This is a genomic window from Methylobacterium phyllostachyos, from assembly GCF_900103445.1.
Classification (GTDB): domain Bacteria; phylum Pseudomonadota; class Alphaproteobacteria; order Rhizobiales; family Beijerinckiaceae; genus Methylobacterium; species Methylobacterium phyllostachyos.
This window is the reverse complement of the sequence record NZ_FNHS01000023.1, coordinates 58,837-72,072: the sequence shown is the minus strand read 5'-3', so window position 1 is coordinate 72,072 and position 13,236 is coordinate 58,837. Positions and strand designations below refer to the sequence as shown.

Genomic DNA, 13,236 nt, shown 5'->3' with positions numbered 1-13,236 from the left:
ATTCCAATCCGCGACACGGCGGTGACGAGCCTCGCGCTGATCATCCACGAACTTGCGACGAACGCGGTCAAGTACGGAGCTCTGTCCAGTGATACAGGCACCGTCAGTCTGAGCTGTCGCCGCTACGCCAAGAGCATCGGCCTGATCTGGTGCGAGCGAGGGGGGCCGCCGATCGCGCAACCGCCGGAATATGCTGGGTTCGGTGCAACCCTGGTCCAGCGTAGCGTCGGCGGCCAACTCGGCGGCAAGATCGCCTATCACTGGGAAGCCGAAGGCCTGCGCGTGCTGATATCGATGCCGACTGACCTGCTGTTGCAGCAGGCCAGTTGACGCACGCTGGGAGACCTCGGAAGGCTCAGCACTGATCCCGTTCTTTTGGACGATCCACCAGAGTGTGCACATCGAGGGCACGCAGGAGCCCGTGCGGCTGGGGGAATATCGACGATGTGGAAGGGCTTCCGATCGTATGCGGTCAGGTCGATCTGCAGAACCGCGTCGCCTCGTGGATACAAACCGCCTCTCGTCGCCTCTGGCCAGGATTGGTCAGAGAACTGGATCAGGCTCCCCGCAAGCGGACCTTCTGAACTTCAGAGAAGGGTCGGAAGCGGTTGTGTAGAACGGTTCGCTAAAGGCTCATCCATAGCGGACCGGCCGCTCCAGTTCTCGGACGCATACCCAAATCGTACCATGAGAAGCATCGGCTATGGCTGGGGAAAGTAGATTGCTTTAAGCCCTAAATCAGCTAACGGCTCCGTCAGTATCGTCAGGGACAGTTTACCTCTCAACGAGCGGCACAGGGGACTGGTCTTGGCTGTGTCGTGAGTGCCTGTGTCCGCTCATGACCCGTCAACCAGACCTCCAACAGCACGTGGGGCAGCGTCAGCGCCGCAAGTAGTTGCAGCGTCATGCCCACCAGCCGCACTGCCGGCTCCCCCGCGCCAAAGGGCAAGAGCGCCGCCCCAATCAGCACGGTCAGGATCGTGGTCGGTGTGGAAAGGCGCCAGGCAGAGACTGTGTTGTGCACCCGCGGCGCGCGTGTCGGGTGCCGGATGAGCGCGGCCGTGTGGGACGGGGCATGTACGCTCACGAAGTATAGCGCGAACGCCGTCAGCGGCGGCAGTGCCACGAAACCGACGCACTGCAGGAGCGGCAGGAGCAGGGCACGGCGCGGCCCCCACATCAGCGTGCGGCAGGCCCAGAGAACCGCGAGCGGCACCCACGCCAAGCTTGGCCACAGCAGCCAAGCCGGCGCCTCCGCCAGAGGGACGCCAGAGATCGCCGATAGCACCCGCGCCGTCGCGACGGGTTGGACCACTACGGGTAGCGCCACCGGGAGGCCGCCCAAGGCCAGGACCGATAATTCGTGGGCCCCCTCCGATTCCTCTGTGCCGAAGTGCCAGACGGACACGGCCAGGAAGGCGGCTAGGATCGGCTCCGGTGCCAGCCGCCACGCCCCAAGCACGGCGGCTACGAGCATGAGATAGGGGGTTGCGAACAGGGGAAACCACACCCAGCCCACCCGATGGCGCAGGAGGGTGCGGCCGATCTCAACGTCGAGTGCCCCGTGCGGCACGCCGAGCACGATGATGACGGCGGCGGCACACAACCATTGGCCTTGCCAGGGCAGGAGCAAGCTCGCGGTGAGGAGGGACGCCGCGAACAGCGACGGCACCGTCGCCCCGGCCGGGAGGATGCGCAGACTCCCGCCCGGGGGCGGCATCAGGCCGCCCGTCGGACCGGCACGACGCCGGGATGGTCCTCGGCCAGATCCCTGTCGGTCGCCTTCGTGTCGGACACCGTCGACATATAACCGTAGACGACCTTAGCGATGACATCGAGGATCGCGATGCCCAGCACCGAGGCCGCATCGCTGACGATGTTGAGCCCGTCCGGGGCCACTGCCAGGATCACCGGGTAGCCGAGCCACACGACCGACAGGATGGAGGCGTTCCGGCGGTAGGTGTACTGAATGTCGTCCCGCTCGGCGGCGTTAGCTTCCAGCTGCGGCATCCAGATGGCGTAGTAGACGCCCAGGAACGCCACGCACGAGACGATGAACCATGTCCATTTCGTCCAGCCCAGTTCGGAGGCTCCGAATGCGAAGGCGGTGACGATCATCATCACATCCGCGAGGATGGCCCCCACGATGGCACCATGACGCTTGGGAACGTGGCGCATGGCGGTGAGCCCGAGCGAAAGCAGCAGCAGGGGTGTCGTGAAGGTCCAGTCGATGTAGCGCGCGTAGTAGAAAATCCGCGTGGGCGTCACTGCTCCGGCCGCGGCGGCTTCGGTCGTCGGCAGAAGGATCAGACCTTGTCCCGTTGCCATGGCGAGGTAGGAACAGGCCGCGATGATCGGGACGATACCGTGAAGGGCAGTGTGCAAGCCCTCGGGGGAGGTCCGACGCTTGCCGGTCGCCAGGATTAAAAGCCCGCCTGCCAACATGATTATGGTGGTTGCCCATAAAATATAGTTGGAATTCATCGTGTCACCCGGGCGTATTTTCCGCGCTATGCGCGCCGCTGGCCAATAAACGCTTTGGAAAATAAATACGCATCAAATGACATGAAATTCGAAGACATAACGATCTGTTGCGCTTTCATCAGAGAAACTGCTTTTAAAAAACATAATGCTGACGTGATGAAACGCATTGACGATCTAGTCTTTGGGTCACGAAGCGGTGAATGATCTGGGGTGGTTGCAAGCAGACTTCCGTCGGTCCCTAGCTGCATACCCAATTGGCACCAGACGTTCGCACCAGCTAAGCGGCTGTTTTGAGGAGGCTGGCTATCAAGTGCAAAACTCTTGATTTTTGCACCGGGTGGCTGGCCGCTTACGACCCGAGGCAGACCCTCGTTGACTCGATGGCAACATATTATCGGGACGCGCAGCAGGACTGGGCCTAGGATGGAAGCGTGATCCTGGTCTGTTACCGGCTACGCAACCCATTCAGCTTCATCGACTTCAGTTCGAGATGGGTCTGCTGGATGCCTCACCATCCTGTCAGCCTGCCGATTGCCAACCGAGGACCAGACACACAGCGCAGAGCATGGCGGGCGCGCCAGCATCACACAGGATCAGGCCGATGACGGATACACCCAATGTCGTGCCGATCCATGATCCGCTCGCGGCGAAGCTGAGTGGTGCAGATGATCGCATCCTGTTGAGCCATTGGCTGCCGCCACAGCAAGGCATCGTGCCTCGCATCCGCGTCGGACGGCGCTGGGTCAGCACTTTGTGGGCCTTGCCACTCGGCTTCGCGGCTCTCGTCCTCGTGGTCGCCCTTGCACAGAGCCTGCGTGAGTATCCGGACGTGAAGGCGTTCATCGTACGCCATCCCGGCATCGCGCAGAGTGCGCCTTCGGTGAACTCCGGCTTTCCCTGGTGGCTGCGGCTACAGCATTTCCTGAACATGCTGTTCATGATGTTCATCATCCGCGCCGGCATCCAAATCCTGGCAGACCACCCCCGGCTATACTGGAAACGAGATTGCACGCCAGGCACGGACTGGTTCCGCTTCCAGCGCCCGGTGCCGACCGGGCGGATCTGGACCGCCAAAGACGACTCCGTGACGCTGCCGAAGTGGCTCGGCATTCCAGGGTTGCGCCACTCCATCGGGTTGGCTCGCTGGTGGCATTTCTCCACCAACATGCTCTGGACGGTGAATGGCGTCGTCTTCTACGTGATGCTGTTCGCTACCGACCAGTGGCGTCGCCTGGTTCCACTGACCTGGGACGTGTTCCCAAGCGCGATCTCGACGGCGATCCAATACGGGTCGCTCGACTTTCCCGTGGACCAGGGCTGGACCCGCTACAACGCCCTACAGCAACTGGCCTACTTCGCTACGGTGTTCATCGCAGCCCCGGTCTCCATCGCCACCGGCCTGCTGCAGAGCCCGGCGATCTCCAACCGCCTCGGCTGGACCGGGCGGGTGCTGAACCGGCAGGTGGCGCGGTCCATTCACTTCCTGTCCTTCTCGTGGTTCGTGCTGTTCATCCTGGCGCACGGCGTCATGGTGTTCGTCACCAGCCTGCGCGAGAACACCAACCACATGTTCGCCGGCGTGCAGAACGCCTCGTGGTCGGGCTTCCTGCCTTTCATGCTGGCGATGTCGGTGGTTGCCGGGGCTTGGGCGGCTGCCTCGCCGGTAACGATCCGCTACGCGCGGCAGGTGCAGCACGTCGGTAAGTTCATGATCGGCTGGATTAAGGGCCTGGCCGAGTGGTGGGACCCACGGTCCGAACTCACCGAGGCGGACATATCGCCTTATTTCTGGCCGAACGGCACCATGCCCGCCTCCGCCGAGTTCGACGCTCAGGTCGCCGGCAATTTTACGGATTATCGGTTGCGGGTGGACGGGCTAGTCGATCGACCACAGGAGTTCTCGCTCGCGGACCTCAGGGCGATGCCGAAGCAGGAGCAGATCACCACGCATTTCTGCATCCAGGGATGGTCGGGTGTCGCCAAGTGGGGCGGCGTGCCGATGCAGCACATCCTTGATCTCGTGCAGCCCAGTGCCGAGGCCCGTTATGCCGTGTTCTACTCGTTCGCCGAGGGTGGCGAAGGGGGGCGTTACTACGACGCGCACCGGATGCACAACATGCATCACGCGCTGACCATCCTGGCCTACGAGATGAACGGTGCTCCGGTCAGCGTGCTGCACGGTGCGCCGCTGCGCCTGCGCTGCGAGAACGAGCTGGGCTTCAAGATGGTGAAATGGATCACCGCGATCGAATTCGTCCACGACTTCGCCGATCTTGGCGCTGGGCAGGGCGGTTACAACGAGGACCACGAGTTCTACGGCTATCGGATGCCGATCTGACACCAGGCTATTCCCTGGAAGTCAAATGGGATGCCTGAGCGCTCGCTTCGCCGACCTACGGGGAGCAGTTAGCCGTTAAAAGGATCATCTGATGGTCCAGCCAATGACCGCTCACCACCCCGAGCCGAAGTTGCCGAACGGCCGAAGAATGGCTGCTTTCAGGAAGCGCCAATGGGCCATCGGTACGTCTGTGTCGAGTCGCAATCAGCCGCGAATTGCGGTCTGCTAAAGGCGCACCCATAGCGAACCGAAAGCGCTGGTTCCCAATCGCATACCCAAAACGTACCAGCTTGACGGGCTGCGTTGGGTGGGAAGCGGAAGTTCGACCGTCGTGCGATGAACGTCCGGAATGCCTTCGAAGCGAACACTCGAAGCCTTTCTTCCAACTACCGACCTATCAGACGCTTGCGCCGCTGCCATGATGCCGCCTTGCGCAGGACCTGCGAGAGCTGCTCGACCAAATACGGCTTGTGCAGGAGTTCGAACCCATAGGTGCCGTTCTGCGCCAGACATGACTGTAGCCCGAGGTCAAGACCACGGGCAGATCGAAGTGGAGACGGCGGATCTCCTGTCCCAGCTCGATGCCGCTCAGACCGGGCATCATCACGTCCGAGAACACGACGTCGAAGCGGTCGGCGCACCACCCTGTGCCTCCACGTCATGACCGGAGGGTTGCGGCCCTACAGGCATGGAAGAGCGTAGCGCCGCTGCTAACCACGTGATCCAGACTGAGCGACACGACGCTAATCCATCAAATGATGGAATTATCGATCACGGGAGATCGAAGCCAACTTCTGTAGTAAGGGCGCAATTAGGAGTTATGGCCTAAAATCCGTCGCGTAAAAACAGTCTTTTGACGTGATTTGGTGGCTAAAACGACCTCAGCGAAGTTAAATCTGCTCTATTTACGCTGATATAAATGATCAATTAACGAATCAAACCAATAAACATATGCGGTTCGGCCTAACTTTGCCGGACGAGAGCTGTTTAAATTCCCAACGAGAAGCGGAACGATGCGCCTGCACCTGTCACTCAAGGTCGCGCTCTCCGGCGCCTTCGGCCTGCTCGCGCTCATTGCGGCCGGGCAGGGCGCACTCTCGATCTTCAAGCTCGCGGGGATCCGCCACTCCGTCACCGAGGTCGCATCGAACTGGCTGCCATCGGTCGTCGCCGTGAACGAGATCCGGGCGACTGCGTCCGAGGTTCGGATCAAGCAGCTGCGCCTGCTCACCCTGTCGGATACGCCGGCTCACCTGGCCGAGAACGAGGCCAAACTCGCCGCGACCCACGACAAGCTCGCGCAAGCGCGCAAAGCCTACGAGCCGATGATCGCCTCGACGGACGAGCGTGCGCTCTACGATGCGTTCTCATCCGCATGGAGACGCTTCGAGCAGGCCGATGCCGAGATGCGTCGTCTGATGGAGACCGGGCAACAGCCCTTCGCCCTCAAGCAGATGACCGCCCCCGAGACCGCGAACCTCTACGACGAAGCTCGGGCCGATCTCGCGCGTGACGTCGCCCTGAACCAGGGAGGGGCCCGCCGGGATGCCGATGCGGCCGCGTCCGAAGCCGAGACCGCCGCACTGGCCGCCTACATCGCCGTTGCTCTGGCCCTCACCGCCGCGTGCGCCGCCGCCGTCTTCGGTCTGCTGCGCGTATCCCGTCCGATCCAGACCATGACGCAGGCGATGGGTGTGCTCGCCGGTGGCGATGCGGGAGCGACGGTACCGTATCGCCAGCGCCGGGACGAGATCGGTGCGATGGCGGTCGCGGTGCAGGTGTTCAAGGACAACCTGATCCGCACCCGGGCGCTGGAGGCGGAGACCGCCCAAGCCCGTCTGGCCGCCGAGGAGCAGCGCAAGGCCGGCATGCGCCAGATGGCGGATGGCTTCGAGCAGGCGGTCGGCGGCATCATCGGCCTGGTCTCGGCGGCCGCGACCGAGCTGCAGGCCACGGCCGGCTCGATGTCGGCGATGGCCGGGGAGACCTCCGCCCAGTCCGGCGCGGTGGCCGCCGCGGCCGAGGAAGCCGCCAGCAACGTCAACACCGTGGCGGCGGCCGCCGAGCAGCTCGGGTCGTCGGTGCAGGAGATCGGCCGGCAGGTGGATGGATCGGCGAGCCTCGCGCATTTGGCGGTGAGCGAGGCCGATCAGGCCGGCGTTCTGGTGCAAGAGCTGAGCGGCGCCGTCTCCCGCATCGGTGACGTGGTCGGGCTGATCTCGACCATCGCCTCACAGACCAACCTACTGGCGCTGAACGCGACGATCGAGGCGGCCCGGGCTGGGGCCGCCGGCAAGGGGTTTGCGGTGGTCGCCTCCGAGGTGAAGGCCTTGGCCGAGCAGACCGCGAAAGCCACGCACGAGATCTCCGGGCAGATCGCTCAGGTCCAGGCCTCGACCGGCCAAGCGGTCACGGCGATCGCGGGCATCACCGGGCGGATCCGTGAGATCAGCAGCGTGGCGACCTCGATCGCCGCCGGCGTCGAGGAGCAGGGGGCGGCCACCCAGGAGATCGTGCGCAACGTCAGCCAGGCGGCGATGGGCACAGGCGAGGTGACACACAACATCGCGGGCGTCGCGGGCGCGGCCGAGGAGACCGGGGCAGCGGCGAGCCAGGTGCTGGACGCGGCCTCGGAGCTGTCGCGCCAGTCCGAGCACCTCGCCGCCGAGGTCGGCCGCTTCCTCGCCACCGTGCGCGTAGCGTGAGGTCGTCATGGCCGAGGTTCACCTACTGTCGCAGCGCTTTGACCAAGCAGGCGCCGAGAGGCTCGCGATAGTCCTAGAACAGGTCCTCGCAGCCAACGCGGATCTCGGGCCGCGGTGGCCTCAGATCCGAGCGCTTGGAGGCTCGCCACGGCAGCTGAGCCGGGACTTGGAGCAGGAGATCGACCGTGTGGCTGTCGCGTCCGGCAGCTCAGCACCGGAGATCAAGACGCTGCACAGCAGCTTGCACCGCCTAGCCGACACCTTCTCGCGGCTCGGCAGCCTCGTAGAAACCTATCCATCCTGAATACGTCGTCCGGTCCGGCCGCGTCACCATCCCACGAGCCTGACGGGGTGCTCTCATGGACGTCCTTCTCGTCGACGACAGCAAGGCGATGTTGCTGCGCCTTCGACGACTGCTGGAGACCGAACGCGGCATCCTCGTCACCGCCTGCAGCGACCCACTCGCGGCGTTGGTCGAGGCACGGACCTGCGCTTTCGACCTCGTGCTGGTCGACCAGCACATGCCCGAGCTGGACGGGATCGCTTTCATCCGCGAGATCCGCGCCATACCGCACTATGCGCAGGTGCCGGTCGCCATGATCACCAGCGACGTGTGCGATACGGTCAGGCTCAGCGCGCTAGAGGCGGGTGCCACCGACTTCCTCGACAAGCAAGCGAAAGAGATCGAGCTGAACGTGCGGGTGCGCAACCTCGTCCGACTGGCGAAGGCGGTGCGGCACCTCGACGAGCAGGCGGCGGCGCTGGCCGGCGAGATCGAGCAGGCGACGCGTCGCCTGCGCGAGCGAGAAGCGGAGGTCATTTTCCGGCTGGCGTTGGCGGTCGAGTACCGCGACAACGACACGGGTGACCACACTTGGCGCGTGGCGCGCTACAGCCAGATCATCGCTGAAGCGATGGGGCTGCCTCAAGAGTTCTGCCAGCGTCTGTACCTCGCCGCGCCGCTGCACGACGTCGGCAAGGTCGCCGTCCCCGACGGGATCCTGCTGAAGAAGGGGCGCCTCGACGAGGCAGAGTTCGCGGTGATCCGCACGCATCCTGTAGTCGGACAGCGGATCCTCGCCGGCAGCGGTTCGGAGCTGATCTGCCTGGCCGCTGAGATCGCCGAGGCCCACCACGAGAAGTGGGATGGCAGCGGCTACCCACACGGCCTTAGCGGTGAGGCAATCCCACTCTCAGCTCGGATCGTGGCGGTGGCGGACGTGTTCGACGCCCTGACGACGGTGCGACCGTACAAGGCGGCGATGGCGTTCGACGAGGCGCTGAGCTGTATCCAGGCCGACAGTGGTCGCCATTTCGATCCTGCCTGTGTCGAAGCCTTCGCGTCAGCCTGGGACGTGGTCTTAGCGGTCCGTGAGACGGCGGTCGGGACGCGCCTCGAAGCGATGGCTCGGACCACCGAACCGTGGGCGCGCGTACCGGAGTTGCGCCGCGAGGTGGCCGAGGAAGTCGAATAGCCGGTCATCATTCCATTCGAGACGCGCTCGGATCTGAAACAGCCATGGGCGAACTTCCGATGATCACGGATGAAGTCGTGCACAACGTGAGAGACCAGGCCGTCGTTCGGGCTAGCCTCGACGGTGCGCTTGAGGATCTACTCCGCGCCGCGGTCGAGGTGGGGCCGGAACCATACGAGGTTAGCTGCGCCCGGATCGACGCTGCTTTTGATCGCCGGATGGTACCCCACCAGCAGCTCGGCTGGGCGACGGACGCGGCTGCGATGCTAAAGCGGACGCTGAAACAGGGGCTGCGACAGTACCGATCCAAGAATGAAGGTTCTAAGACCCAGGGATCATGATGGGAACGATCATTCCCCTGCGGCTCAAACGCTACGAGACATCCACCCTCGCCAGCTTCGACGCAGCTGCTGCGGAGTTGTTAGCCGAAGGGCGTGCGCCGACCCTCCCATCGGCACAGCTCGACGCGATCCTTATGAAACTGCGGCGTCAGCGGGCCGAGCTACTCGCAATCAACGCCGATTTGGAGACACGGGCGCCGAGCGGCGATGCTCGGATCGACGCCATCAACGCGAAACTGTGCGTCGAGGTACGTAACGGACTGGCTCATATCGACCTGTTTATTCAGCGGGCCGCGAGTGGAAGGCTGAACGCCAGCAAGCTCGTCCGCTCGTTTGAACCCGCTTCTCCTGCCTGAAGCTGACGTTCCAAAGACAAATCCTCGATGTTGTAGTGAAGTGATAGGACGATCGCTGATGTATAGTCGGGTTATAAACCAATCTGTTGCTATTTTTATTTAAGCGCGAAGGCGGGAGAAACTTCCGTGCGGGAACAAGGCAGCATTGCAGCTAAGGGCAGGTATTGTTGGCTGGGCAGTCGAGACGTTCAATGTCTCGCCGCCGTGTCGGCTACCAACTTCATCGAGTTGCATCCCGCCACGGAGGGAGCGCTGCCCGAAGTAGGTGAGCGCGTCACCTGTTATCTCGACGACATCGGCATGATCGACGGCGTCGTGCAATACCAGCAGGTCGACCGCTTCGTGCTTCAGATTATAGCCAATCCCGAACGCCGGTCCCGGATCGAGGCGCGGCTGGCGTGGCTGCGCAGCGCCGACGACCGGGATGACCAGCGCAAGGCCGCCCGCATCGTCCCGGTCCACCGCAAGGTTCAAGTCCATCTGCTGGGTGCCCGTGTGACCGAAGCGATTGTTGCAGACCTGTCCATGACTGGAGCCGCTCTACTCCTAGATGAGCGACCACAAGTCGGTACGATCGTAACGGTGGGCAAGCGCTATGCGACGGTAGTCCGTCATACCCCTGAGGGTGTCGGCGTGGCGTTCCGCCTGCCGTTCGGCCCGCTCACCTTCAACGAACGCGTCATCCTCTGAGGAACAACGATGGGCGCACTTCTGCTGATCACTGATGATGTTCAGCGCGGCCAACGCCTCGCACGCAATCTCGATGCGCGAGGCCCCTGCCACGTGCACGAACTCTACGAGGACAAGCTGCCGCCCCCGCAATTCGATCTGATCGTCAGCGACATCGAAGCGCTCACGTCCGACGCCCTCATTCGCCTACGCCGCGTCTTGGCGGCGATGCGCGGCGGAGAGATCCCGTACCTGTTCCTCGTGCACGGCAACGTCGCTCGCGCCGAGGCGCAGGCCCAGATCTTGGGTGCGAGCGCCACGCTCAGCAGCACGGCCGGCACGCAGCAACTACTCGACGCCCTCGGGCGCATGCACGTGCAGATCCAGCCGACCCCGGCCAGCGTGTGGAAACAAGCAACCGAGGCTCGGCATTTCCTGAAGCAGGTTCTCTTGTCCGGCGCGCCGATCACGCCCGCTATAGCCGACACCGGCACTGATCTCGTGGCGCGTGCCGTCGGCGAGAGCGGCATCTACGATTGGGTCCGAGCCGTCCAGCAGTTCGACGATGCCACGCACCAACACTGCCTACTCGTTGCAGCCCTGGCGGCTGCGTTCTCGGGCGTTCTCGGGCTGCGGGCGGCGGACCGACATCGTCTGACGAAAGCCGCCCTGCTGCACGATGTCGGGAAGATCCATGTCCCGACGCAGATCCTGAACAAACCGGGCAAGCTCACCGAGGCGGAGATGGCGGTGATGCGCACGCACCCCGTGCGTGGCCACGCCATGCTCGTGGGCCAGGGGTTCGAGGCGGTGATGCTGACGGTCGTGCGCTCGCACCACGAAATGCTCGACGGTACCGGATACCCGGATGGGCTCACCGGTTGGGAGATCCCCGACCTCGTCCGCTTGGTGACAGTCTGCGACGTCTACGGCGCTCTGATCGAGCGTCGGCCCTACCGAGCGCCGATGGCCGGTGAAAAAGCCTACGCCATTCTCAATGGGATGACCGGTCGCCTAGACGACGATCTCGTGCGCGCGTTCCGGCCCATAGCCGCGGTATTCGATCCGTCTCCACGGAAGATGGCGCACAGTCAAACACTTATCCCACGCCCTCAGCAGGTACCTCCTTGCCAAGACCAAGAAGTGTCTACATCGCGCTAAGGGCTTCGTAATTGATTTGCGGCTGACTGCGCCGGGATGTTCAAACCGCGCAGGCTTGAGGTGGCGCACGTTGTAGCTAGCCCCCGAGGGCACATCGATGGCTCATGGTCCAGGCCATCCCTGGCCCGATGGCTGGCCCTTGCCAACTTCCTAACCGTCACCGGCTTGATCTGCGTGGCCGCCCTTCTGCTCTTGCAGATGCGTACAGATGCGGAGCGCCGCAGCCAGTTAACAGCAAACAGCCTCGTACAGGTGCTCGGCCGCGATATCGCGCGCAACATCGAACTCTATGATCTGTCACTACAGGCCGTTGTAGAAAATATCGGACGTCCCGGTGTCTTGGAAGCTACACCCGAGCTTCGCCGGATGATCCTGTTCGACCGTGCTGCATCCGCGCCTGGCTTCGCCTTCCAGTTGCTTCTCGACGCGAGCGGCACCATCGTCTCCGGATCAAGCCCATCGGTACCGAAGGGGCTGGACCGGTCTGATACCGAATATTTTCATCACTTCACCGCCCATCCAGATGACGATGATCTGCACATCAGCCCGCCCGCTGTCTCGCGGGTGAGTGGTCAGCAGATGATCATGCTCTCCCGCCGCTTGTCGAACTCCGACGGTTCGTTTGCTGGTGTCGTGGTCGGCGGCATCAAGATCGACTACCTGCGCAGCCTGTTCGCCTCAGTCGGTGCCGAGCATGCTGGGACCGTCACGCTCTTCGGACCTCAGGGCGTCGTCTTGATGCGCGAGCCGTTTGAGCAGAGCGTGATCGGCGCCAGCGTGGCCGATGCCACGAGCTACCGCCGCATGATCGCGATGCGCGAAGGCAGCTTCGTCGGTCCGGCGATGCTGGGTGAGGACGAACGCCGGTTCACCTTCGCGCGCCTTGGGCTGGAACCGCTCACCCTCAGCATCGCGGTTTCACCGTCCGCCGTCTATGCCGAATGGCAACGGCAGGCGCTGAGCCTGGGCCTCGTGCTGCTCAGCCTCTGCGGCGTCACCGCTGGCCTCACTTGGCTGTTGCGCCGAGAGCTATGTCACCGTGAGCAGACCGAGGCGAAGCTGGTCGCAGCCAACGCCAGCCTCGCAGCACAGGCGACCACCGATGCCCTAACCGGCCTCGGCAACCGGCGGCGCTTCGATGAGGCGCTCGCGCAGGAATGGGACCGTGCAGTGCGGGGCCAGCGGCCGGTGGCATTGGTTTTGATCGATGCGGATTGCTTCAAGGGCTTCAACGACACCTATGGTCATCAGCGCGGCGACGAAGCGCTCCGACTGATCGCTGGCTCGATCCGAGCAGCGGCCAACCGCGCGAGCGACACGGCTTGTCGCATCGGCGGCGAAGAGTTTGCGGTGATCCTGCCTGAGGTCGACACCGCGGGTGCGATCGTCGTGGCCGAGCGGATCCGAGCGGCGGTAATGGGTTGGGGGATGCCCCACGCATCTGGACCGCATACAGTTCTCACGGTGAGTTGTGGCGTAGCCAGCGTTCCTGAGGTCTTAGCGCCCAACGCCGCTGCACTCGTCGCGGAGGCAGATGGGGCGCTGTACGTGGGCAAAGGCGCGGGTCGGAACCAGGTTCGTGCTGCCGAACCGAACGAGACAGATCTGCGCCTTGTGATTTGAGCGCCCAAATACATTGCGGACCCTTCGGCTCAGGGCTGTCGCAGTCGTTAACGGTTGCGCAATGTAATATGGATCAGGTTGCAA

9 protein-coding genes and 2 pseudogenes are annotated in these 13,236 nt (G+C 63.5%); 8 read left to right on the top strand and 3 right to left on the bottom strand.

The window, feature by feature from the left end:
- A pseudogene (locus BLQ49_RS26490) lies at positions 1-330 on the top strand (histidine kinase); the annotation flags it as partial.
- Between the two features lie 451 nt (positions 331-781).
- Here the strand turns inward: BLQ49_RS26490 and BLQ49_RS26485 are convergent.
- Together BLQ49_RS26485 and BLQ49_RS26480 are read right to left on the bottom strand one after the other, a co-directional pair.
- Entirely contained in the window at positions 782-1,720 is a 939-nt protein-coding gene (locus BLQ49_RS26485; RefSeq protein ID WP_091721983.1) for a Brp/Blh family beta-carotene 15,15'-dioxygenase, read from the bottom strand.
- Positions 1,720-2,484: a bacteriorhodopsin gene (locus BLQ49_RS26480; protein ID WP_091721980.1), complete on the bottom strand. Its 765-nt coding sequence runs from the start codon at positions 2,482-2,484 to the stop codon at positions 1,720-1,722. Before BLQ49_RS26480 ends, BLQ49_RS26485 begins: the two co-directional genes overlap by 1 nt.
- A gap of 601 nt (positions 2,485-3,085) precedes the next feature.
- Between BLQ49_RS26480 and BLQ49_RS26475 the strand changes: the two genes are divergently transcribed.
- On the top strand, positions 3,086-4,822 hold the full coding sequence (locus BLQ49_RS26475) for a molybdopterin-dependent oxidoreductase (RefSeq protein WP_091721977.1): 1,737 nt from the start codon (positions 3,086-3,088) through the stop codon (positions 4,820-4,822).
- Positions 4,823-5,208: 386 nt separating this feature from the next.
- On the opposite strand, the pseudogene BLQ49_RS26470 reads toward BLQ49_RS26475, so the two are convergent.
- Positions 5,209-5,459, bottom strand: a pseudogene (locus BLQ49_RS26470) (response regulator); the annotation flags it as partial.
- Positions 5,460-5,835: 376 nt separating this feature from the next.
- Between BLQ49_RS26470 and BLQ49_RS26465 the strand changes: the two are divergent.
- The 6 genes from BLQ49_RS26465 to BLQ49_RS26430 all read left to right on the top strand — a co-directional run bounded on the left by BLQ49_RS26465 (position 5,836) and on the right by BLQ49_RS26430 (position 13,152).
- Positions 5,836-7,527: a methyl-accepting chemotaxis protein gene (locus BLQ49_RS26465; RefSeq protein WP_091721974.1), complete on the top strand. Its 1,692-nt coding sequence runs from the start codon at positions 5,836-5,838 to the stop codon at positions 7,525-7,527.
- 359 nt (positions 7,528-7,886) lie between these two features.
- Entirely contained in the window at positions 7,887-9,002 is a 1,116-nt protein-coding gene (locus BLQ49_RS26455) for an HD domain-containing phosphohydrolase (protein WP_091721969.1), read from the top strand.
- A 337-nt stretch (positions 9,003-9,339) separates the two neighbouring features.
- Positions 9,340-9,699: a hypothetical protein gene (locus BLQ49_RS26445; RefSeq protein WP_091721964.1), complete on the top strand. Its 360-nt coding sequence runs from the start codon at positions 9,340-9,342 to the stop codon at positions 9,697-9,699.
- A 126-nt stretch (positions 9,700-9,825) separates the two neighbouring features.
- Positions 9,826-10,389: a PilZ domain-containing protein gene (locus BLQ49_RS26440; protein WP_143012331.1), complete on the top strand. Its 564-nt coding sequence runs from the start codon at positions 9,826-9,828 to the stop codon at positions 10,387-10,389.
- A 9-nt stretch (positions 10,390-10,398) separates the two neighbouring features.
- Positions 10,399-11,529, top strand: a complete 1,131-nt coding sequence (locus tag BLQ49_RS26435; protein WP_091721958.1) for an HD-GYP domain-containing protein — start codon at positions 10,399-10,401, stop codon at positions 11,527-11,529.
- A 174-nt stretch (positions 11,530-11,703) separates the two neighbouring features.
- Complete coding sequence (locus BLQ49_RS26430) at positions 11,704-13,152, top strand: GGDEF domain-containing protein (RefSeq protein WP_167627794.1); 1,449 nt, start codon at positions 11,704-11,706, stop codon at positions 13,150-13,152.
- Positions 13,153-13,236: the final 84 nt, after the last annotated feature.